Source organism: Brevibacterium mcbrellneri ATCC 49030, assembly GCF_000178455.1.
Classification (GTDB): Bacteria; Actinomycetota; Actinomycetes; order Actinomycetales; family Brevibacteriaceae; genus Brevibacterium; species Brevibacterium mcbrellneri.
On sequence record NZ_ADNU01000043.1, the window covers coordinates 64,972 to 87,304 of the forward strand.

A 22,333-nucleotide genomic window follows, 5' to 3' on the forward strand; every position below is an offset into this window, starting at 1 on the left:
AACATTTTACCGTGTCTCAAGTTACCTTGGCCTGCGTGACTCGCGCGCACTTGCGCTGAACGCGCGCCCTGAATCTTTGTGTACTCTTGAGGAAGATTTGTCAGTAGCACACCAGAGGAGGCGCCGTGTTTAATTCCCAAAGCGCCTCATGGTCTGTCACTACAGATTGGCGCACAGGTCGCCATACACATGAGATTGCCCGGCCCGTGTCTGATGCGTGGACTCCCCCGGTTGCGGCGGGTGTCATTCCCAAGCGCCCCTTGACTGTAGGCGAGATTTTGGACTGCAGTGTGCGTTTGATGCGCACATCTCCAGCGGTGAACTTTGGGCTGCCCGTTATTGTGTCCACTTTGCTGGCGCTTTTAGCAGGAGCGATTGGGGCCGCTTTCTTGTGGCTCACGTTCGACTACCTCAACGCACTTTCTGAAAGCGACTATGCGACCAACGGCGCGTTCGTCATCGTTCAGACCGTGGCAGCTATGGCTTCGTTCGTGTTCTTGACCATCATTCAGTTCTTCGCCGGAATCGCGGCCACGTCCGGCCGTGACGCTTTTGACGGCAAGAAGGTGCCGCTGTCGCTTGCGTGGAAACGCGCCCGAGGTCGTCGCCGGGCTCTCGCGGGATTTACTGTTGCGATGTTGGGCGGGTTTATCGGTTCAGCCTGCGTTTTCTTTGCCCCGTCGATTGTGCTTTCACTTATGGTGAACGAAATCGCTGGAGTCCTGGCGATCTTAGTAGGTGGTGCTCTTTGGGGTGTTTTGAGCGCGTTCTTTTTGGTCAAGTTCGCGTTTGTGGGCCCTCTCATCACATATGAGCGGCTTTCAGTTAAGGATGCTGTGAAGCGGTCATGGAAACTCACTAATCAAGGTTTCTGGCGGATTCTTGGCGAGTTAGCTCTAGGATATCTTCTGTCCAGCCAGGTGGTTCAGATCATCGTGACGCCGTTCATCATGCTGGTCCCAATCATCATGGGCATTCTGATTATTGCGACCGGGTTCGGGACGGCCGCGTTTGAATCGGTTGTCCTTGCCATGTTTAGCCTGTTCTTCATCGCGTTGAGCATTGCCGTAGCGGGGCTCATGTACGGCTATTGGTCAGCGCTTGTAGTGGTCGTGTTCTTTGACCAAAAGATGCGCCTAGAAGGGTTCGATCTGGTGATGTTGCGCGAGGCAGAAGATGAGATTCGGGCGCGCACACGCAACGAGGGAGAATCGGTGACAAAAAATCAGTGGCTTGCGATCCCGCAGGAGGCCACATGATGAGTTGGCCAATTTTAACTCTGACCCCCGGGCGTGATGAGGCGCGCAGGTGGGCAGAAAAAGAACTGGCAAAGCCGGAGTACCGCGACTCTGATATTTCGTTCTTTGAACGAATCGGCCGCGCTATCCAACGCTTGGTAAATAGCACCATCGACAAAGCGCTCGATCTGAATAACCCGTGGCTCATCATTGTTTTTGCTCTGGTCATTGTGGGCATCATCGTGTTCTTCGTGTGGCGAGCCAACCGTGGAACCGGAGACGCCTTCTCCCCTCAGCTGTTCGACAAGACTGATGTCGCTGGCGTTGAGAAACCCAGTGAGTATCGGAAACGGGCTGCTGATGCGGCGTCCAAGGGCGACTGGAATACCGCGGTTCAAGAGATGGTGCGTGCCAGTGTTGCCCATTTGGCTCGGGCAGGAGCCGTCGAACTCAAAACATCGTCGACGGCACACGAACTCACGCAAAGCGCCGCTAGAACCTACCCACACCTCGGGCGGGATCTCAGCGAAGCTTCCAACCTGTTTGACGCGGTGAGTTTCAGCACGTACCAGGCCACCCAAGAGGACTACGCTTTTACGCAGGCTGTTGACGCCAAAGTCACTCAAGTGACTAAAACAACGCCAGAAAAGGTTGACGCATGAGCGCACATCTTGACGTTGCAGTGCGCGGAACCGTTGGCGACACCTCGGCGAGCGCAGGTCAAAAAATCGCGGCCTTCGGTAAATCCGCTGTCGTGTGGATCGTGGTGGTCGCGCTCGTCCTCATTGCCGCGATCATTGGTTTTCTAACCTCCACAGATCCTGGAGAGGAACGCAACCTGCACTACGACAACACGGGCGAAGACGGCACTGCAGCACTTGCAGGCGTGCTCCGATCTCACGGAGTGAAGGTCTCGACGACCGAAGACTATGAGAAAGCGCTCGCTGGCGCTAAAGACCCAGACACCACGGTTCTAGTGATCAATCCGGATACAGTCGATCAAGACAAACGCAACGCCATGCGGGATGCCATGAAAAAGCACGGCTCGCATATCGCTCTCGTCAATCCTGGTTTTGAGGTTGCCGGCTATTCCTCGCGCTTGACATTCGCGAGCGGCTCGACCTACACGAATACCCACCCCGAACCATCGTGTGATTTTGGCCCTGCGTCTAGGGCAGGAAAAGTCAAGCGCACCAACGGTGGTTACCGAGTTCTTCCCGAGGATAACTACGAAGGGTGCTACCCCATGGACGGGGACGCCTATTCGCTCATTCATGCCCCAGAAGGCAAAGGGTCCGTCACGGTCATGGGTGAAGAACAGTGGTTCACAAACGCGCATCTTCGTGAAGATGGCAACGCTGCCCTGTCGGTTGGAACCGCGGGGCTTAAACCCAACGTGGTCATCTACTTTGCGATGTACGACTTCGACGAAGGCGTCGACCCTTTGAGCACTGTCCCTGGTTGGTTCTTCATGACGCTTCTGTGGCTTTTGCCAGTAGGCCTCGTTGCAGTCATCTGGGCAGGGCGCCGGTTTGGTCCGCTTGCTGTCGAAACGCTCCCCGTGACGGTCCCGCCTATCGAAACCGTCACCGGTTTGGCTGGGCTCATGCACCGTACAGGCAACCGCAGTGAGGCGCTCAGGATTCTGCGCGCATCGGCCCTGGTCAAGATGGGGCGAACCCTGGCAGTTCCGGCGCATGCGGAAAGTGCCGAGGTGTGCCAGGCTGTCGCCGCCCGCACTGGGTACGATTACACCGAACTTGAGTATCTTTTCATCACAGCTGTCCCTGAAAACGACGCACAGCTATCCGATCTTGCAACTCGAATCGCGAATATCGAAAGAGAGGTCCGCGCACTATGACCACACCTGAAAAGCCACATACTCCCCCAGATCAGCCACCTCAGGGCCAGCCATACCAGCAGCCGACACCACAGCAAGAGTCGTTTAACCCGGAGCAGGCTCCATATCAGCAGTTCCAGCAGCCACAGCACGGAACGGACTATCAGCAGTTCCAGCCACAGGGTCAGCAGTACGCTCAGCAACAGATGCAGCCACAGGAGCAAGCACACCCGAACGCGCACTCAGAACAGACCGACCAACGTTGGGCCTCTGAGCATCAACTCGACGAAACGGACCATGAGCTTCGAGAAAGCTTCGAAAAGGCGCGTGCAGAAGTAGGCAAGGCGGTTGTGGGTCAGACCGAGGCGGTTGAAGGGATTCTGATTGCCCTCCTGTCTGGTGGGCACGTGCTTCTCGAAGGTGTACCAGGTGTTGCTAAGACCTTGCTGGTCCGGTCGATCGCCAGCGCTTTGGACCTCGATTCGGCACGTATCCAGTTCACGCCAGACCTCATGCCCGGTGACGTGACGGGGTCCATGATTTACAACGCGCAGACGTCGAGCTTCGAATTCCGCGAAGGACCTGTTTTTACCAACATTCTCATCGCTGACGAAATCAACCGAACACCTCCTAAAACCCAATCCGCTCTTCTCGAGGCCATGGAAGAACGCCAGGTGTCGGTTGACGGTCTCACCCGGAAACTCGACGAACCGTTCTTGGTTGCAGCTACTCAGAACCCGGTCGAATATGACGGAACCTATCCGTTGCCTGAAGCGCAGCTGGACCGTTTCCTTTTCAAACTCATTTTGGACTTGCCTCCGCGCAACACCGAAGTTGAAATCCTCACCCGCCACGCGGCTGGTTTCAACGCCCACGACCTCTCCCGCATCGAACCGTCGCTGAGCCGCGACACTATTTTGGACGCTAGCCAACGCGCTCAAAACGTGTACTGCGCACCAGAGGTGCTCGAATACATTGTGGACCTGGTGCAAGCCACCCGCCGCGCACCGTCCTTTGCTTTGGGTGTTTCTCCCCGAGGTGCCACCCGCCTTCTCGCTGCCACCCGTTCGCGTGCGTGGTTGCACGGTCGCGCGTTCATCACACCCGACGACGTCAAGGCTCTCATGGGCATCACGTTCCGTCACCGTGTCCAATTGCGCCCCGAAGCTCAAATGGACGGCATTGGAATTGACCAGGTGCTCGACTCGATTGTGTCAACCGTGGCGGTCCCCCGCTGATGGCACTGACGTGGCGTTTTCTGGTACTCACGGTTCTGCTCACGTTCCCCATTGCGTTGGGAGGATCGTGGGAGTTCCTTGTTGCCGGATTAGCGTTCCTCATTTTGGTGGGAATAGGTGACTTCTTTTTAGCCCCCTCTACCAGATCCATCCAAGCCTTGCGCTCCCCAGGTTCCAGAATCCGCTTAGGGGCACCCACCTCGGCGACCTTGACCCTGGTCAACACGGGAAAACGCACGGCCCGCCTACACGTCCGCGACGCATGGGCGCCCACTGCGGGTGCCAGTGACAACCGCTTCCATGCGGTCATCAAACCCGGTGACACGTTTGAACGAGTCCAGCACCTGCTTCCTGTCCGCCGTGGCGTCCTACCCGCCGACAAACTCACTTTGCGGTCTACCTCGGTGCTGGGGCTGGTAGCGCGGCAAAAGAGTTTCGACGTTCCCGCGAGCATCAGGGTGATGCCGCCGTTCCATTCGCGTAAGCACTTGCCGTCGAAGCGGCAGAAACTGCGTGAACTCGACGGGCGGACGGCACTCATGGTGCGCGGAATGGGAACTGAGTTTGATTCGCTTCGCGAATATGTCCGTGGCGATGACATCCGGTCGATCGACTGGCGAGCTACCGCGCGAGCTCAAAAACTCATGACGAAGACGTGGCGGCCAGAACGTGACCGGCGGGTGGTCATTGTGATCGACTCGTCGCGCTTAGCCGCACGCCGGGCCGACACCGGAACCGTTTTCGACGCAGCAGTCGAATCGGCCATGTTGCTTGCCGCTTTGGCAGCTGGAGCCGGCGACCGAGTCGATGTCATCGTTGCCGATGCGCGCGTCCGCTTAAGTGTGGGTCCCCTTTCCGGAAAAGACCCACTGGGCGTGCTCACCAACAAACTCACCCCCATTGACCCCGAACTCATCGATACAGACTGGGCGGCTCTCACCTCGGCGGTCATGGAAACCTCCCCCAACCACGCATTCGTCGTGTTCGTCACCAGCCTGGACGCGCTCACAATCGCCGAGGACGTTCTCCCAGCTATCCCGCTTTTACGTTCGCGTCACACGGTCGCTTTTGCCAGTGTTGAAGACCCGCAACTGGGTCCTATGAGCCAGAACACGTTCACCCCATCACAGACGTATCAGGCAGCGGTGGCCGCTCAACAGCTCATGACTGAGTCCTCACTTCAGGGTGCGCTCACACATTTAGGGATTCATACGGTGAGCGGGTTCCCCGAAGACCTTCCGCCACGTCTGGCAGACCTCTACATTCACTTGAAGTCGATCGGTCGCTTGTAACGTAGCTACGCTGCCGTCACCACGCGGTAGCCTGCGCGACTCTCTTCCAGGTCTCCCGTCAGGCCCTGCTTAACAGCTGGGCGTCCCAAGCCAATTGCGTACGCACAGATGCCTACCGTGAGGAGTGCACCAAAGAACATCTTGACAGGAAACGGCATGTTAGAAGGTGTGACGAAACCTTCGATCAGACCCGAAAGAAACAACATGAAAATGAGCCCCACACCCACGGTAATGAGGGAACGCGCGGCGTGAGCCAGTGACTGCATGCGCGACATGTTCACGGGAATCATCCACGACGTGAAGATCTTGAGCCCGGCTGCTGCCGCAATCAGAATGCATGTGATCTCCGGGACGCCGTGAGGCAGAATGTACCCGAAGAAATCTCCGACACGGTCAAAGTGGAACATCACTGCACCGGAAATTCCCACGTTCACGGCGTTCATGATAAGCCCAATGATCACGTAGATTCCGGTTATGCCCAAGACCACCCACTGAAGAGCGATCCATGCGTTGTTCGTCCACACGCCAACGGCAAACACACTGTTGGGGTTCTCTTTGTAGTAGTTCACGAAATCGTGTTCAGCCAGCCGTTTCGCGTCCTCGTACGGCACCATGTTGAACAGGGTCTGGGTGTCGTTTGCCAACCACACGGTGGTCAGAATACTGAGTCCCACGAACCCAATGAACACGCCCACAAAATACCAGCGGATCGAATACAGGGCTGCTGGAAGTGAGGTCCCAAAGAAGTCGATCACAGTAGCTTTCGCTCCCCGCGGGACTCCCGTGAGCTGCATACGTGACCGGTGAATAACATTCGACAGCCGCACCGCCACGTCTGATTCGGGGGCGACCGACTGGACACGTGAGAGATCTTTTGACGCCCGCCTGTACAGTTCGCGAAACTCAGTAGCTTGTTGCGTAGTGAGCTTCTTCCCCGCGAGGACAGAAAGCCTGTCCCACTGACTTCCATGCATGTGGGCGAGCAGATTTGGGTCCATTTGGCTATCGTATCTGAGGTTGACCAAGTTCGAATACGCGTCACGGGTGTGGCAATATACAAGCGTGGACAATCTTGTGACCGGGGAAGCTGTCGAGCTGAGCATTCGCCCTGCTTCGCTCATGTCACGAGCCATATCCTGTGCTATTGACGCCATTGTTTACACGATCGTGTACATCGCACTCCTGGTCACAATTGCTTACTTTGTTATTGAATACGGCCTGACGCAGGAGCTGCTGGTCAATTCGCTCATCATCATTTTCATGGCAGCCACCACGATCATGGTTCCGTGTACTGTCGAAATCCTGACTCGCGGACGCTCCCTGGGGAAACTTGTCATGGGACTCCGTATCGTGCGTGATGACGGCGGCGCTATTTCATTCCGTCACGCATTCTTACGTGCGCTGATATGGGACTTCGAGGTCCTTTCCGGCAGCGGTGGAATTGCCGCGCTTGCAGGGTTTTTGTCGCCACGCACCAAACGCCTGGGCGATATGCTGGCAGGCACCATTGCGGTGAGTGAGAGGCCGCGAAAGATTGTTCACCGTGCGCTACCGGTTTCTCCTCAACTACACCAGTGGGCACAGACGGTGGACCTGACTCCTGTACCGCCAGGTTTGTTGTACCGACTCACGCAGTTCCTTGACACAAGCGCAAAGAACACCGCAGAGTCACGCCTGGAACGGGCCATTGAGCTGGCCACCGAGGTGAATCCATATGTGGCTCCCCCGCCACCAGAGGGCACTCACCCTGAAGATTTCATCGTGGCTGTCGTCGAACTTACCCGCACCGCCCAGTTCCACAAACTACGCAAGGCAGAGGCAACGGCTCATGCCTTTTCAGACCGCGTAGGGTCCTTGCCCTATTCGCAACGCGTATAGGTGTCTGAGTAGCGCCGTGCTTTGGGCACGTCGCGCTTAAGACGCGCGGATAATTCCTAAGACGCGGTCTGTGAGGTCACGTGTACACGCGGGATCTGCGGATTCGGCATTAAAGCGAACGAGTGGTTCCGTATTGGATTTTCGCACGTTGAACCAAAAATCTTTCGCAGTAAAGGTCACCCCGTCCAGGTGGTCAATGTGGCCCTCCCCAAAAGCACCCGCTTGGCACTCCGCTTCGACACGTGTCAATACTGCGTCTGGGTTGTTGACCGTAGAGTTAATCTCGCCACTCAAGGCTCCTGCGTTGAACGGTTCGAGAAGGTGCGACAGCGGCTGATCTGTTTCACTCATGGCCGCGATGACGTGGCAAGCCGCCAGAATCCCGGAGTCTGCACAGAAAAAGTCTCGGAAGTAAAAGTGTGCTGAGTGTTCAACTGCGAAGACAGCGTTGTCTTTTCGCATCCGCTGCTTGATTCCCGAATGCCCCACCGGAGTGCGAATCGCACGCCCGCCGGCTTTCGCAATTGCCTGGGGCACTGCGCGGGTGGTCAGCACGTTGTGAATGACGGCAGGGCTCTCTTCGCCCAGGTTACGTGCGCGCTGGATTTCGCGCGTGGCCACCAAAGCACCAATCGCAGACGCCGAGGTGGGTTCACCGCGTTCGTCAATAACAAAACACCGATCCGCGTCACCGTCAAATACCAGCCCGATATCCGCACCATGAGTGCGAACTGCCTCCTGAGCGTCACGGAGAGTACTGGGATCGAGAGGGTTTGCAGGGTGATTAGGGAACGTACCATCAAGCTCTGTAAACAGGCCCACCAACGTCACAGCGTCACAGTCGAACACGCGGTCCAGGAAGTTCCCGGCCATTCCATTTCCGGCATCGGCGACCACGGTAAGCGGGCGAGACGCTTCTGCCAGTCCTGTCAACGCATGAATACGCTGAGCGAACTGCTCAGCCAGTTCCGTAACCTGCACGCGGTCGACCGGCCAGAGGGCACTATCAACAACGACCTCGGCGGTTTCAGCAACCGCGACAATCTCACCCAAGGCGTCTTGACGCGAAATACCCCGGGCCTGCGGACCACACACCTTGAACCCGTTCCAGTCAGCGGGGTTGTGGCTTGCCGTGACCATGATTCCCGGCATGTCCAGCACGCCTGAACCAAAGTACAGCTGGTCTGTCGATGCCAGCCCAATGTTGACCGGCGTACCCCCAGCTTGCGCAACACCGTGGCACAAAAGCGACGCGAACTCAGCGGACTTTTCGCGCATGTCGTGGCCAATGAGCACGTGGTTGCTCTGATACTGAGCATGCATGACCTTGTGGGTCGCGTACCCCACCGCTGTCACCAGTTCGTCACTGAAGTCTGTGTGAGTGCGTCCGCGCATGTCGTATGCGCCGCAGAGGTGAGCGAGCTGCGCTCGTCTGGTCATTCACGCCCTCCGATGACCCTCAGGTGACCGTGCTTCCGACCCTGCGGCTGTTCCTGAGGTTTGGCGGCTTCGCGTACTGCGTCTGCAATAGCGAGGAGATCGTCACGGCTGCGTTCGGGAGGCGTTTCGCCGGGTTCAAGTGAGATCAGTTGCCAACCGACCGGCGCTTTGAGGCGCTGCGCATGCTCTGCGCAGAGGTCATGTGCACCCGGTTCAGCGCGAACCGCCAACGGCCCAATCACAACGCACGCGTCAGCGTGAACGTACGTGAGGGTACGTGTTGCGGGCGCCCCGCAGTTGGGTTTGTTACAGGTTCGAAGCACGCCTTCCAGTCTATTACACCGCTATACAATGTGCTCATGAACGCCCGTTTGCGCCGTGACCGCCGAGGTCGCAGCAGCTCCCGCTTACTGTTGCGTTCCGCGGTTCCGGCCCGCATTTCTCGACGTGAACGGTTCGAGCGCATAGCGGCCTCGGTCATGCGGAAGGTGCGTGTCAGAGCCCACGGCGAACTAGACAAGGTGCGGCTCACCGTCGACTACGTTCCACCGCTTTCGGCAGATCTCAGTCACGTTTTTGAGGCCACACGCCACACCCCTGCGACCATCGTCGTGTACTACATTCCCCTGTCGCGCTTGGATGCCGACTGGAATGAGTTGTTAGGCGAGGTGGTATCTGAGCAGGCAGCTTTGCTCTGTTCCTGCTCAGCCGAAGAGTTACGACCGTAAGCCTAGGTGTGGCTTATGCGCCTGCTTTGGGTGTGGCGTCGGTTTCTGGTGGTGCGTCCGTGCCCGCTTTGGCACTCTTACCTTTTAAGGCGAAAGCGATAGCCAAACCGATTCCTGCGCCAAGAGCGAGCCCATACCCTGCACAAACTGGCACATTCAGATCGGCGATCAACCCAACTGCAATGCCCACCACCAGGCCAATAGCATCTCCCACGAGTATTGCAACGTAATAGATTTTGCTATCTTTATGCGCCATCATCGAACTCCTGACTGTGCGCGAATGAGGACATAGCGAGGTGACTAACTGTTCAAGCATAACCTTAGGGCCCGCGCATTGTGTGATGCGCGGGCCCAAAGTTCGTGAATGTGAGCTATGTGATTAAACGATCTGCTTCTTCAAACGACGGCGCTCGCGTTCTGAAAGCCCACCCCAAATACCAAAACGTTCATCGTTTGCCAGTGCATACTCCAAGCATTCGCTACGCACTTCGCACGACGCGCACACGCGCTTAGCTTCGCGTGTTGACCCACCCTTTTCCGGGAAGAAGGCCTCTGGATCTGTTTGCGCACACAGAGCTTGGTCTTGCCACGCAACGTCATCGTCGGCTTCACCCAAAAGGAGTTGTAGCGGCGATACGCTTGCAACAGATGGACTTCCGCTTATTGGTACAAGTTCTGCTGGATCTACGTCGAGTGGATCCGCGGTAGTTCCCGGCGCACCCTGCGGATCAACGAACCAGTCTTGAGCTGTTCGGCTACGCACGCCAGGCGTTTGAGTGCGCAGACTCTCTACGTACTTACGCGCTTCTGACACGTGTTTCCCCTTTCCTTGGTAGCTCGCGCCACCATATTCCCCACTAAAATTACACGCGTGTCATTACGGTTTCGTCAAGTGCGCAAGTGGTATAAATAGGCCAACAAACGGGATAATAGAACAGAAGTTCAGTCAAAACTCGCAAGTTACCACAACATCTAGTGGTCACCCATTCGCACAAGCACTAACTGCTGTGCTTGGGCGTGTCGGTTGAAGAATCTCATAATTTTTTCGGCGCACGGCGTGAATGAGACGTTTATCCCGGCCCCTTTGAGAAAATGGGCGCGAGCGCACTCACGCACACGATCGACAATTAGGTACGTATGAACTCACTTCTCACTGCCCTATCTCTCAACCCCGGAACGATTACGCAGGGGGCAGACTTAGCGCGCATATTGATCACCACAATTGACACTGCGCAGGTGAGCATTAAAGACGGCGACGTGATTGCTATCGACCACAAACTGGTGTCCATTGCACTCAACGGAACCACCTCGGGAGCGGGAGCAGAAGAGTTCGCGCAGGCGATTCGTGAGCATTCCTGCGAAACCATCGCAGCGCGCACATACGGCTACCCGCCATCCACCATGCGCCTGGTACGCACACCGCACAACACGGTCGAGCTCAACGCAGGTATCAGCGTCACCAACGGCACCCTGATCCTCCCTTTAGACAACCCACAATCTGCCGCCGAAAAGCTTCACGACACGTTCCGTCGCGAATACGGCGTGCGCATGGGACTCATTCTCACTACCTCTCTCCCCCACCCTTTCCGCCACGGGCAGCGCCCAGCGGCTCTCGCCTCGGTGGGAATTGAAAGCCAGCGCGTAGCCGATGAGGTTGCAAGCGCAGCCTCACTCACCGACATCAGCATGGGTGTGGCAGTCATTCGTGGAATTGACGTCGGCATGACCAATGAGCCAATCAACCACGACACCCTGGGACCCTTTGCCGACTGGTTCGCCCACGGTTCAGCCGAATCCGTGTACCTTGCTATGGGGGTTGACCCCAAGAAAACCCCCGCCCTTTCCGGTGATGACACAGACGACATCCTCACTAAAGTCACGCGCGCAATTTCCGCGGTCCGCTTGGGAGCACCTCGGACCCCAGGGGAAAACGCATGGCGCATCCGGCCAGCAGGCTCAGGGTCACGCATCGAAATCGACCCGGCGAACATCGAACTGACCTCCCACGCCGGCGGCCACCCCATGATGGAGGCAACCGTTGGGCTGGGAGCACTCATCGACCGCCTCACAACCGCGCTGGCCATCGAAAACCTCGACGTCAGCGTCGATTACGTGTGGGGCGAACGCGGAACCACGGAAGGTGCCCACATCGACGTCAGTTTCCGAGGTGCGTCATGATTGCGCGCACCATTGAAGCGATCGCTAGGCGAACAGACCCCGTTATCGAGTGGATTGACGAATACGGACGCTTGGAGCTCACGGGGCGCGTTTTCGCTAACTGGGTGTACAAGTCTGCCGGGCTCTTACGCGACACGTTCCCGGATGCGCTTGTGCTCAACCCGGAAGGCCCCCTCCACTGGCGTGAGCTCGCGTGCATTTTTGCTGCATGTGGCAGTGATGTGCCCGTCATGGTGGGCGCCGAGGTGGCACCCCCTTCCGCTGATTCGTGGGTGGGTATGGTTGCTTCTGGCAGCGACCTTTCGCCGTTTGAAGACGCGGAAGAGTTGTGGGTTTTCGACCCCGCCCCGCTAGCACTGTCCACTGAAGTGGAATCCGGCGACACCGACTACATTTCAGCTGTGCGCTCATATCCCGATGTGGCACAGCTTCTTGATGGTCCACTTGAGTACTCTCGCTTTGGCACTGCAGTTCGGGCGCACTCAGTAGACGGACCCACGCGGCTGGCGACGACCTCGGTCCCGGAAACCGACCAGCAGTTATCCGAACTTTGCCACGCACTCACATACGGACAACTCACCGTCGATCTGCCTTAGCTATGTGATCTGCGTCGCATGTGTGGCAGAATGCAGACATGGACAAAGTAGTTTCGTCAGCAGCAGAGGCCGTTGCCGACATTTTTGATGGTGCTCGCATTGCAGCCGGCGGGTTCGGAGTTTGTGGAATCCCTTCCGTCCTCATCGATGCCCTGAAAGAACAGGGCGCAAAGAACCTGACCGCCGTTTCTAACAACTGTGGGGTCGATGGGCAGGGCTTGGGTGTTTTGCTCGAGTCGAAGCAGATCGACACCGTGATCGCGTCGTACGTAGGTGAGAACAAGGAGTTCGCACGCCAGTACTTGTCTGGTGAGTTGCGCGTTATTCTCACTCCCCAAGGAACGCTCGCAGAAAAGTTGCGGGCAGCCGGGGCCGGGATCCCTGCGTTCTACACCGTTACTGGAGTGGGAACTCAGGTTGCCGATGGTGGCATGCCCCTCAAATACGACTCGGACGGCAATGTGATCGAAGAGTCCAAGCCCAAGGTCACTCGCGAACTCGACACATTCGGTGAAACCGAAACATATGTGCTGGAGGAATCGTTGCCGTGTGACTTTGCGCTGGTGCGCGCCGCAAAGGCCGACCGCCACGGCAACCTGGTGTTCCACGCGTCAGCACGCAACTTCAATCCGCCTGCCGCGCAGGCTGGCCGCATCACGATTGTGGAAGCAGAAGAAGTAGTCGAACCGGGCCAGCTCGACCCCAACGAGATACATCTGCCAGGTGTTTACGTCCACCGAATTGTGGAGCTGACGCCCGAACAAGCTAAAGACAAGTCGATCGAGAAGCGGACGGTGAGGAACTCATGAGCCTGACACGCAACCAGATGGCCGCCCGTGTCGCCCAAGAACTTGAAGACGGTAGCTATGTGAACTTGGGAATTGGCCTGCCCACCCTGGTACCCAACTACGTACCCCAAGATGTTCACGTTGTTCTGCAAAGTGAAAATGGACTTCTAGGTGTGGGTCCGTACCCCACAGAGGACCAGGTGGACCCTGACCTCATCAACGCGGGTAAAGAAACCGTCACCATGCTTCCCGGGGCGTCGTACTTCGACTCGGCGACCAGCTTTGGAATGATTCGTGGCAAGAAGGTGGACTTCGCAGTTTTGGGTGCTATGCAGGTGGCCCGAAACGGTGACATCGCCAACTGGATGATCCCAGGCAAAATGGTCAAAGGTATGGGCGGGGCCATGGACTTGGTCCACGGCGCTCGCACCATCCTGGTGGTCATGGAACACGTTGCAAAAGACGACTCACCTAAGCTTCTGGACGCGTGTTCCCTTCCGCTCACCGGTAAGGGTGTGGTCCAGCGAATCGTGACCGACCTGGCAGTCATCGATGTCCGTGACGGCGAGTTCGTTCTTGTCGAACGTGCCCCTGGCGTCGACGTCGACACGATTGTCGAAAAGACTGGGAGTCCACTTAGGGTTGAGGGCGATATTCCCGAAATCCAAGTGCCGCAGGTCTAAGGCACTTCATCCGTGTAGGCGTCACTGATGTGGCGCCTACACGTGTATGTAAGGCGTTCCTACACCGAGGCGATAAACAGCTTCCCGTCTCCACGCACCTTGAGGTTGCCGTCTGTGGCGGGGATAAAAACAGACTCCCCGGTGTTTAGGGTTGCACTGTCCTGGGTTTCCGTGGTCAGGGCGTAGGCGCCTTCAACGCACAACGCGATCGCGGGCCCATCAAGTTCAACGGTGGTGTCGGCACTCGTCAATGGCATGAGTTTGAAGTCGTCGGTCGCCCCTTTGAACCACTGCCCTTCGTCAGCGTTCACACGGTCGGGTGCAGTGGGCTCGTAGGTGACGACTGCTTTGAGTTCATCGATGTCGATGTGCTTGGACGTGAGTCCGCCACGTAGGACGTTGTCAGAACTGGCCATGATTTCAATTCCCAGCCCACCCAAATATGCGTGCAAAATACCTGCGTTTAACGCAATTGCTTCACCGGGGTTGAGCGTGAGCATGTTGAGCATGAGGGCAACGAGGGCTCCTGGGTCTGTGGGGAAGTCGGTGTTCACTCGCTTGAGCGTGGTGACCGGGTCCTGCGCCGATCCTTCCAACGACGGGTGGTGTGCGTCCACAGGCTCGTAGGTCAGCTCTGCCAGTTGGTCGGCCAGTTCTCCATACCCGGGTTCCGTCAAGATTGTCGAAAGTGTCGTTTGGAGTGGGTCGGGCCCGTCCAGGGTCTCAATCGCGCGGGCGAGAAGGGGGCTTCCCGAGGCGGTGTCCAGGCGTTCTAAAGTGGCCTTGGTTGCGTGAGGCGAGCGGAACCCGCATAGCGCGTCAAACGGTGTGAGCGCGTACATCATTTCGGGTTTGTGCCACGCGTCCTTGTAATTGCGGTGAGGCGCGTTCATGCTGATACCTTCTGCATTCTCGCGTTCATATCCCGCTCGCGCTTGGTCGAGAGTGGGGTGGGCCTGGATGGATAGGGCGGTACGAGCTGAAAGGATTTTCAGAAGAAAAGGGAGACGGTCACCATATGTGTGGCGTGCTTCTTCGCCGAGGTGTTCAGGGTGTGCGGACACGTGTTCGAGAAGTGTGGAATCAGCAGTGGGAGAAGGAGCTTTAGGGTGAGCACCTAGCCAATACTCGGCCGCTGGCGTTCCATCCACTGGGATTCCCACGATCTGTTGGATCCCTTGCGTGTTGCCCCACGCATAGTCTTGTACTGTTCCGCGAATTTCGAACATTGTCCTCCTTGCATCCACGCCTAGCCTAGGCAGATACGGGCAAAAAACCAACGTGGGCGCTAGAGTTCGCACTCTAGCGCCCACGTGGCATTCACCTGAACTGTTAGTCGTCCAAGTAACGGACGAATTTCGCTCCGCGCCTCTTCATCCAGTCGTAGCTACGTTCGGACGTGTTCGTCCTCCGCGAACCAGCGTCCAGCATCTTGCCCTTCTTGTCGGAGACGATCCCCACGTGACCTGGCGCCCAGATAATGTCGCCTGGCTTTGCTTCCTTCTCTGAAACAATACGGCCAGCGCGCATCTGTGCACTTGAGTGACGTGGAATCTTGATGCCAATCTTGTTGTACACGTAGCGGGTGTAGCCGGAGCAGTCCCATCCGTTCGGAGTGTTTCCGCCCCACACGTACGGAGTACCTAGGCCCTTTCTAGCCTCCTTGATCATCTCGCGACGAATGTCGTCAGTCGATTTCTTTTTTGGCTTTTCCTTGGGCTTGTCTTTCGGCTTGTCCTCAGCCTTGTCCTTGGACTTTTCTTCAGCCTTTTCATCCGGCTTGTTGTCCTGCTGAGGTGCCTCCGAACGCTCCGGTTCAGGTTGCGGATTCTGGTCGTTGGCCCCTCCGCGCACCGCTGGGCCGGGTGCGTATTCCACCGTCCCAAACCCATCGGTGTGCTGTACGCGAGCACCTTCGAAGCGCTGTTCCAGCTGCCCATCGGACTTCGTCACGTCAGACGTAGGGAAGCCCATGTGGCCACGCTCGAAGCCCTTGTCCTTCCAGTACTTCCAGATGACGCCCCACGTAGCGTGCGCTCCGTTGTTAGGCGACCAGTGGACAGCGCCACGCTGGAAAGATTGGTAAGAACCGTGCTGAAGTGGCTTTTCGTTCTGGGTAGGCAAGCCAATGTCGTCACGGTTGCGCCACCAGGCATGCGCCATGCCGTCGCGTAGAATCACCGCACCGGTTTGTTGAGTCCAGGTGATGAAACCACGGTCGTAGTTCTGAACGTAGCCGTCGCCCCATTTGTGTTCGTTACCTCGTGGCTGTCCAAGGGCCGTTTCATTGCCTTTGTATGCCTTTTGAATGGGGGTCAAGTTTTCTTGCTGAGGTTCGTTCTTTTCAGGGGTTTGAACGTTCTGACCATTCTGCAGTTTGGAAACTGCGCTACGGATTTCTCCCATCCGAGCGTAGAAAGCGTCACCGGGGCAGTCTGTGTCTCCCACATCGCGGTGTGCGGAGATCGCACGGATTGAACGACCGTTGACATTTGCTCGTCCGTTCGCGTCGACTCCGTTAAGCTTCCACGCGATAGCATGTTCAACTGCGTTCAGAGCTTCGGCGCTAGGTGCTTGCTTGTCGTAGTCACCCATGACCGAAATACCAAATGTTCCGGAGTTAAACCCCTGTGCGTGCGCACCAACGACAGGACGGTTGATGTCACCGGCACGTCCCTGCCACATGCGACCGTACTTGTCGACGAGCACGTTGTAACCCACATCGGCCCAGCCACGTCCCTTGGTGTGGAACGTGTAGATACCGCGAATGATTCCAGGAACATCGCCTGCAGAGTAGTTGTTGGATCCGGCGGTGTGGTGAACCACTGCCGCTTTGACCTTAGGGGCATAGTCAGGGCTACCCTTGCGCAGGCTCTCGTTGGCTCCCCAGTCCTTACGGCTTGCAATCGGTGGTTTGTCGACTTTTCCAACCGACACGTTGGATGCTGCGAATGCGACGTTCGTCGCGTTTTCAACGCCTTCGCAACCGTTGTCGTCGCATGTCACGTTCGAGTTGGTGCCTGCGGCTGCTTCCCCGGCAGTCTCAGGAACGGGAGAGTTGCCAGCGACGGCTGCTGCGTCACCAGAAGTTTTCTTTGGGTCAACCAGGACGAGCTTTGCATCGGATGCGGCCGTATCCCCAAGGACACGCATCTGGATGTTTGAAGCTCCAGCAACCACGTATGGTTCGGTTCCCGGGCGACCTTCACCCGTGTTCTCTTGGTCGATTTCTTTCCAAGCACCCCATGATCCACCGGTCTTGGTGCGTACCTCGAAGGTCACCTTGGCGTGGCCCGTGTAGGAAACACCCACAACCGAGGGGTTGCCGGCTGGCACTTTAACGACCTTGGAGATCGAAGCGATATTGACACCGTCTTCGGTTTTGTCCTTCGCTGATCCGCTCATCGCAGGCTCGGTGGTTTCAGGGGCCTGAGTAGGAGACGGCTTCTGAGAAGGGCTTGGCGTTTGAGCCGGCGTTGGTTTTTGTGAAGGTGTCGTTGAATCGCTCTTTGAGCCGCCTAGACCCGGCTTTTCCTTGGGTTGTGAAGTTCCGCCGGAGTTTGCGCCGAGCCCCATGCTCTGCGCCATGAAGACGCCGGGCAGGTTGCGTGTACTACGATTCTGCGCGTTCGCGGTTGTGTTCGAAGAATCGCGCGCACCAGGTTCGTCGATGCCTTTTTCATCAACACTTGTAAGTGGCATTTCGTCCACGCTTGGACGCGCTGTTGAAGCCTGTGCGTTCTGCGGCGCACCAAGTGTACTGACCGCTACGGATGCGACGGCTAGCGCCGCTAAGGGCGTTCTTATTCTCATTGTTCAAGCCTTTTCGAGGAAGTCGGGAAGTGAGGCTAATGCGGAGACTGTCGCTGGCAACGACGCTCCAACATTTCAAAATTGTTACATATATTTTCGGCGTGTCGAATTGAGAATAAGAAAATGAGTAAATTACAAGGATGTCGTTCCGCGTGTTGACGCGCAACACGCGGAACAGAAAAATTGTTACTTTACTTCGCAGATCTCTTTGTCTTTTGCATCATCGTCGTTACTTTCGGGCGCTGCGAGCGTATCTGCTCCCATCGCGTAGTACGACACATCTGCGGGGGCACCGAGTCCCTGCTTGTCTTTTTGAGCGTTTTCTTCGCTCTTCTTAATCGCCTCCTGCACGAGGCTGTGTGCTTTGTCGAAGTCGGGGTGCGACGGTTTCACGCGAGGTGGGCTCAAGTTCAGTTTGCCCAACTTGTGGTCACGGGTTTTTTGCGCGAGGTCAACGAAGTAGTCGAGCTGACTCCGTGGCACGTCTGTCGACACCACGTTGGGCGCAGCGGCCGCAATCTTCTGGAACCGTGAAAGCAGAGTGGCCGGGTCGAGCTGAGTGAGCATTGCTTCTTGAACGCATCGCTGGCGCGTCATACGTTCGTAGTCAGAGGCAAACTCGCGGGAACGGGCGTACCACAGTGCGTGGTAACCGTCGAGGTGGATATTCTCGCCGGGTTCGATCCACCCTTTAGGCGGACCGTGCTTCCCCGTTCGTTTATTGGTTTTCGACGAAATAGGGACACGCACGTGACTGGTCAAAGTAATTCCACCCATCGCGTCGATGAGTTGTTCAAAACCTTTCAGGTCGATCATCGCGTAGTACTGGATTTTCAGGCCAGTAACACCTTCCATGGCCTGTTTGGTCGCCTGTACTCCCGCCGGTGGTCCTTCAGGGAACAGTGAGGCGTTCTCTTCGCCTAATTGGTAGACCGCGTTGAGCAAGCATTCATCGCCACAGTTGTAGCCATGAGGGTACTTCTTCGCCAGCGGGCTTCCTTTGGGGAACGGCACGTTCTGCATATTGCGGGGTAAGCCAATCGATACCGCAGCCCCGGTTTTTGCGTCGATCGAAACAACCGAAAGAGAGTCGGGACGAACACCGGTTCTTCCTTTACCGGCGTCTGATCCTAAAAGAGCAATGTTGTAGCGACCATCGGCAGCTTTTTCGACTTTGCGCGAACTGAAGATGCTATCGAGCAGTTGACGGCCGGAGTTCAACGTGGTGACACCATAGGTGAACGCACCTCCAACCACCAGAACACTGACCAGCGCAGCTGACAAAAAGACTGGGCGGGTTCTCTTACCCAAGGACACCACGCGCACCAGTCGCACGGTATCGAGCAAACACAAGATCCACACAACGCCCAAGACAACCGCGAACACCATGAGAGGGATCAAAACAAAGCTACTCGTGGCCAGACTTATCAGCCACTGTTTGCGAATGATCGCTAGCAGAAGAACGATGAAAAGAATCGCCCACGTGATGAGCGTGATGCGCAGGGCGAAACGCCCCATTTTCCGGTTTCCCAGCATGGTCTGCACAGACCCCGGAATGAGGGCGCTTGTGAGCAAAAGAACCCAACCTCGCCGATTGCGAACTTCTTCGGACGCAAAGTGCGGATTTCGCAACGGGTCGACGTACTTGAGCTGTCTGCTCACAAGCGTCCTTTCGTTCAGTTAAGGCTTGCTTAGCCCAGGAGTTTACGGCCCATGACCAAGCGCTGAACCTGGTTGGTGCCTTCGTAAATCTGGGTGATCTTAGCGTCACGCATCATACGTTCAACTGGGTGGTCAACCACGTATCCAGCACCACCCAGAAGCTGAACGGCGTCGGTTGTGATTTCCATAGCGACGTCTGAAGCGTAGGCTTTCGCCGCAGCTCCAAAGAAGCTCAAGTCATCATCGTTACGTTCAGACTTAGCAGCCGCCGCGTAGGTCAGCTGACGTGCAGCTTCAAGTTTGGTCGCCATGTCGGCCACCATGAACTGGATTGCCTGGAAATCAGCAATGCGCTTGCCGAATTGTTTGCGTTCCTTGACGTAGTCGATCGCATAATCCAGCGCACCTTGCGCAACGCCCACCGCTTGCGCTGCGATGGTCACACGAGTGTGATCCAGAGTCTTCAATGCGATCTTCAGACCCTGTCCTTCTTCACCAACCCGGCGGCTGTCAGGGATCCAGCAGTCTTCGAAAAACAGTTCACGCGTAGGTGATCCCTTGATCCCCAGCTTGCGTTCTTTTTCACCGAAGCTGAACCCTTCATCACCCTTTTCAACGACAAACGCCGTGATGTTATTACCGCGCTTTCCGTCAGGATCGGTAACAGCCATGACCGTGTAAAACTCACTGACACCGGCGTTGGTGATCCACGTTTTAACACCGTTGAGCACCCATCCGTCACCGTCACGAACAGCGCGTGTCTTCATGCCAGCGGTGTCGGATCCAGCTTCACGTTCCGACAGACCGTAGCTAAAACCTTCACCACGAGCCAGACGCGGAAGGTACGCCTGCTTGACTTCTTCGCCACCACCAATGATGACCGGCATTGAACCCAACTTGTTAACGGCTGGGATAAGCGAAGACGACATGCAACCGCGTGCAACTTCTTCAATGACAATCGCAGTAGCCAGTGCGTCTGCCCCCACTCCTCCATACTCTTCACCCACGTGAGGAGCGAAGAAATCGGTTGCGATCAACGCGTCGTTAGCTTCCTGCGGGTAACGCGAATCGGCGTCAACTTCAGCCGCAAAAGGTGTAATCTTGTTTTCGACAACATCGCGTACAGCGGCACGAATCTCTTCGTGCTCTTCGCTGAGCTTGTACAGATCAAACATGAGACTCCTTCTGTGTATCTTCAAGCTTCTGGGTAAGCGCCCGTCCTTTGTCGCGCGCCTGGGTGTACAGATCTTCACGGTATGAGTCGAGACGAACACGTAGCGCGTTCGCTTCGTCGTCTACACCTGATGCAAGAATACGGGCCGCCAGCAGCCCCGCGTTCTTTGCTCCGCCAATCGACACGGTTGCCACAGGCACTCCCCCAGGCATCTGCACAATCGACAAGAGCGAATCCATGCCATCTAAGTACTTCAATGGAACTGGAACACCGATAACGGGAAGACTTGTCACGGACGCAATCATGCCGGGCAGGTGAGCAGCTCCCCCGGCGCCGGCGATGATGACCCGGACACCTCGTTCAGCCGCATCGCTCCCCCACTCGATCATGTCGTGGGGCATCCGGTGAGCTGACACGACCTCGGCGGTGAAGTCGATTCCCAACTCACTGAGCACGTCAGCGGCGGCAGACATGACGGGCCAGTCCGAATCTGACCCCATCACGATTCCTACAGTCATGCTTTCTCCGTTCGGTTTGGCCAGGGGTTGTCGTCGACCCCGGCAATGAACTCTGCTGCGTGGAGAGCGCGCTGGGCAACGTCCTCGGGGTTCTCACCTGTCACGTTGACGTGCCCCAGTTTGCGCCCCGGGCGAACCGACTTGCCGTACATGTGCACTTTGGCACGTGGGTCGTGCGCAAGCACGTGGAGGTACGCGTGGTACAGATCGTCGCGGTCAGCGCCCAGTACGTTTCCCATCGCCGTGTATGGAGCCAACGGACTAGGGTCACCCAACGGCAGGTCCAAAACTGCACGCAAGTGTTGCTCGAACTGGCTGGTCACTGATCCATCTTGTGTCCAGTGGCCCGTATTGTGAGGACGCATGGCCAGCTCATTGACCAGGTACCCGTCTGCGGTTTGGAACATTTCAAGGGCCATGACGCCAGTGACGTCAAGTGCGTGAGCCAGCGTCAAAACGTCCTGTGTAATTGTCCGCGCTAGATCCGCATCAAGACCGGGAGCAGGCGCGACTGCTTCGTAGCAGATCCCGTCCTTCTGACGAGTTGCCACAACCGGCCACACTGCAGTCTGACCAGATGGCGAGCGCCCCACCATCACTGCAAGTTCACGGCTGAAATCAATAAGTTGTTCTGCTAAAAGGGGACCTGAACTGAACCAGTCAGAGACCGCCTCCAGGTCTGCTTCGGAGCGGATGAATGCCACGCCGTGCCCGTCATACCCACCTGTGGGGGTCTTGAGGACGACTGCCCCGTGTTCGCGCACAAACGCGCCGAGGTCGTCCACAGTTTCGATCTGTGCCCAGCGTGGGTTCGGAAGCCCTAGCTCGTCGATTTTGGCGCGCATTTTGAGTTTGTTTTGCGCGTACTGCAGGGCGTGTGGTCCGGGGTGGACGTTGAATCCTTCGTCAATGAGCTTGACCAGGTGCTCATTGGGAACGTGTTCGTGGTCGAAGGTGATGACATCCACGGTGCTGGCGAACTGTTTGAGCGTTGCGTAGTCCTTGTAGTCGCCCACGGTTACATGTGAGGACACGTGGGTCGCGGGACCGTCAGCGGATTCGGCTAGAACGTGGAAATGAACACCAAGAGCTTCAGCTGCTGGCGCCATCATGCGCGCAAGCTGTCCAGCTCCGATTACACCTACTCGTGGAAAACTCACGTTCTCACTTTAGCTACCGTGTGCCATGATCGTGTGGTGGCCCGCCGTGCTACTCACGTATCTTGTGTGAAATTGTCAGGCCTTTCCACATCTACGAACTAGAATCG

The 22,333-nt window shown here is 56.9% G+C and carries 22 protein-coding genes; 11 read left to right on the forward strand and 11 right to left on the reverse strand.

The genetic code is table 11. The annotated features are described in order from the left end of the window. The first annotated feature begins 125 nt into the window (after window positions 1-125). Genes HMPREF0183_RS07300 through HMPREF0183_RS07320 form a run of 5 tightly spaced genes read left to right on the forward strand, consistent with a single transcriptional unit; the run spans window position 126 to window position 5,608 of the window. Window positions 126-1,259 carry a glycerophosphoryl diester phosphodiesterase membrane domain-containing protein gene (locus HMPREF0183_RS07300; RefSeq protein WP_156798201.1) on the forward strand — a complete coding sequence of 378 codons (1,134 nt, stop codon included), beginning with the start codon at window positions 126-128 and terminating at the stop codon, window positions 1,257-1,259. Continuing rightward, complete coding sequence (locus tag HMPREF0183_RS07305; protein WP_169309668.1) at window positions 1,259-1,900, forward strand: DUF4129 domain-containing protein; 642 nt, start codon at window positions 1,259-1,261, stop codon at window positions 1,898-1,900. Before HMPREF0183_RS07300 ends, HMPREF0183_RS07305 begins: the two co-directional genes overlap by 1 nt. Next, the gene (locus tag HMPREF0183_RS12165) at window positions 1,897-3,099 is read left to right on the forward strand and encodes a DUF4350 domain-containing protein (protein ID WP_005884523.1); all 1,203 of its coding nucleotides are present in this window, start codon (window positions 1,897-1,899) and stop codon (window positions 3,097-3,099) included. Before HMPREF0183_RS07305 ends, HMPREF0183_RS12165 begins: the two co-directional genes overlap by 4 nt. Further along, window positions 3,096-4,316, forward strand: coding sequence for an AAA family ATPase (locus HMPREF0183_RS07315; RefSeq protein ID WP_005884525.1), 1,221 nt, complete (start codon window positions 3,096-3,098; stop codon window positions 4,314-4,316). Before HMPREF0183_RS12165 ends, HMPREF0183_RS07315 begins: the two co-directional genes overlap by 4 nt. Next, complete coding sequence (locus HMPREF0183_RS07320) at window positions 4,316-5,608, forward strand: DUF58 domain-containing protein (protein WP_005884527.1); 1,293 nt, start codon at window positions 4,316-4,318, stop codon at window positions 5,606-5,608. Before HMPREF0183_RS07315 ends, HMPREF0183_RS07320 begins: the two co-directional genes overlap by 1 nt. 5 nt (window positions 5,609-5,613) lie before the next feature. On the opposite strand, the gene HMPREF0183_RS07325 is transcribed toward HMPREF0183_RS07320, so the two are convergent. Then, complete coding sequence (locus HMPREF0183_RS07325) at window positions 5,614-6,606, reverse strand: stage II sporulation protein M (protein ID WP_040348498.1); 993 nt, start codon at window positions 6,604-6,606, stop codon at window positions 5,614-5,616. Between the two features lie 64 nt (window positions 6,607-6,670). Here HMPREF0183_RS07325 and HMPREF0183_RS07330 point away from each other — a divergent pair, with 64 nt between their 5' ends. Next, window positions 6,671-7,486, forward strand: a complete 816-nt coding sequence (locus tag HMPREF0183_RS07330; protein WP_040348500.1) for an RDD family protein — start codon at window positions 6,671-6,673, stop codon at window positions 7,484-7,486. 36 nt (window positions 7,487-7,522) lie between these two features. Here HMPREF0183_RS07330 and HMPREF0183_RS07335 read toward each other — a convergent pair whose 3' ends face one another. Both HMPREF0183_RS07335 and HMPREF0183_RS07340 read right to left on the reverse strand, forming a co-directional pair. Then, a complete protein-coding gene (locus tag HMPREF0183_RS07335; RefSeq protein ID WP_005884533.1) occupies window positions 7,523-8,926 on the reverse strand; it encodes a phosphohexomutase domain-containing protein in 1,404 nt (467 codons plus the stop codon). Next, window positions 8,923-9,249 (reverse strand): DUF3499 domain-containing protein, encoded by a 327-nt coding sequence (locus tag HMPREF0183_RS07340; RefSeq protein WP_040348501.1) that lies wholly within the window; start codon window positions 9,247-9,249, stop codon window positions 8,923-8,925. The genes HMPREF0183_RS07335 and HMPREF0183_RS07340 overlap by 4 nt, the downstream gene beginning before the upstream one ends. 36 nt (window positions 9,250-9,285) lie before the next feature. Between HMPREF0183_RS07340 and HMPREF0183_RS07345 the strand changes: the two genes are divergently transcribed. Further along, window positions 9,286-9,654: a hypothetical protein gene (locus HMPREF0183_RS07345; RefSeq protein WP_040348503.1), complete on the forward strand. Its 369-nt coding sequence runs from the start codon at window positions 9,286-9,288 to the stop codon at window positions 9,652-9,654. 13 nt (window positions 9,655-9,667) lie between these two features. On the opposite strand, the gene HMPREF0183_RS07350 is transcribed toward HMPREF0183_RS07345, so the two are convergent. Both HMPREF0183_RS07350 and HMPREF0183_RS13510 read right to left on the reverse strand, forming a co-directional pair. After that, window positions 9,668-9,913 (reverse strand): hypothetical protein, encoded by a 246-nt coding sequence (locus tag HMPREF0183_RS07350; RefSeq protein WP_005884539.1) that lies wholly within the window; start codon window positions 9,911-9,913, stop codon window positions 9,668-9,670. 120 nt (window positions 9,914-10,033) lie between these two features. After that, window positions 10,034-10,468, reverse strand: coding sequence for a WhiB family transcriptional regulator (locus HMPREF0183_RS13510; RefSeq protein ID WP_005884541.1), 435 nt, complete (start codon window positions 10,466-10,468; stop codon window positions 10,034-10,036). 323 nt (window positions 10,469-10,791) lie between these two features. Here HMPREF0183_RS13510 and HMPREF0183_RS07360 point away from each other — a divergent pair, with 323 nt between their 5' ends. The 4 genes from HMPREF0183_RS07360 to HMPREF0183_RS07375 are packed head-to-tail and all read left to right on the forward strand — an operon-like array spanning window position 10,792 to window position 13,899. Continuing rightward, window positions 10,792-11,832: a coenzyme F420-0:L-glutamate ligase gene (locus HMPREF0183_RS07360; protein WP_005884543.1), complete on the forward strand. Its 1,041-nt coding sequence runs from the start codon at window positions 10,792-10,794 to the stop codon at window positions 11,830-11,832. Beyond that, window positions 11,829-12,428, forward strand: coding sequence for a hypothetical protein (locus HMPREF0183_RS07365; RefSeq protein WP_005884545.1), 600 nt, complete (start codon window positions 11,829-11,831; stop codon window positions 12,426-12,428). Before HMPREF0183_RS07360 ends, HMPREF0183_RS07365 begins: the two co-directional genes overlap by 4 nt. A gap of 38 nt (window positions 12,429-12,466) precedes the next feature. Next, window positions 12,467-13,237 carry a CoA transferase subunit A gene (locus HMPREF0183_RS07370; RefSeq protein WP_040348505.1) on the forward strand — a complete coding sequence of 257 codons (771 nt, stop codon included), beginning with the start codon at window positions 12,467-12,469 and terminating at the stop codon, window positions 13,235-13,237. Continuing rightward, a complete protein-coding gene (locus tag HMPREF0183_RS07375; protein ID WP_005884548.1) occupies window positions 13,234-13,899 on the forward strand; it encodes a CoA transferase subunit B in 666 nt (221 codons plus the stop codon). The genes HMPREF0183_RS07370 and HMPREF0183_RS07375 overlap by 4 nt, the downstream gene beginning before the upstream one ends. A 59-nt stretch (window positions 13,900-13,958) precedes the next feature. On the opposite strand, the gene manA is transcribed toward HMPREF0183_RS07375, so the two are convergent. The 6 genes from manA to HMPREF0183_RS07405 form a co-directional block, all read right to left on the reverse strand. Further along, window positions 13,959-15,128: a mannose-6-phosphate isomerase, class I gene (gene manA / locus HMPREF0183_RS07380; protein WP_005884550.1), complete on the reverse strand. Its 1,170-nt coding sequence runs from the start codon at window positions 15,126-15,128 to the stop codon at window positions 13,959-13,961. Window positions 15,129-15,231: 103 nt separating this feature from the next. Continuing rightward, window positions 15,232-17,601, reverse strand: coding sequence for an NlpC/P60 family protein (locus HMPREF0183_RS07385; RefSeq protein WP_005884552.1), 2,370 nt, complete (start codon window positions 17,599-17,601; stop codon window positions 15,232-15,234). A 297-nt stretch (window positions 17,602-17,898) separates the two neighbouring features. Further along, window positions 17,899-19,374, reverse strand: a complete 1,476-nt coding sequence (locus HMPREF0183_RS07390) for an LCP family protein (RefSeq protein ID WP_005884555.1) — start codon at window positions 19,372-19,374, stop codon at window positions 17,899-17,901. Window positions 19,375-19,403: 29 nt separating this feature from the next. Beyond that, entirely contained in the window at window positions 19,404-20,549 is a 1,146-nt protein-coding gene (locus HMPREF0183_RS07395; RefSeq protein ID WP_005884557.1) for an acyl-CoA dehydrogenase family protein, read from the reverse strand. Then, the gene (gene purE, locus HMPREF0183_RS07400; protein WP_005884559.1) at window positions 20,542-21,066 is read right to left on the reverse strand and encodes a 5-(carboxyamino)imidazole ribonucleotide mutase; all 525 of its coding nucleotides are present in this window, start codon (window positions 21,064-21,066) and stop codon (window positions 20,542-20,544) included. The genes HMPREF0183_RS07395 and purE overlap by 8 nt, the downstream gene beginning before the upstream one ends. After that, a complete protein-coding gene (locus tag HMPREF0183_RS07405; RefSeq protein ID WP_005884561.1) occupies window positions 21,063-22,226 on the reverse strand; it encodes a 5-(carboxyamino)imidazole ribonucleotide synthase in 1,164 nt (387 codons plus the stop codon). Before HMPREF0183_RS07405 ends, purE begins: the two co-directional genes overlap by 4 nt. Between the last annotated feature and the right edge of the window lie 107 nt (window positions 22,227-22,333).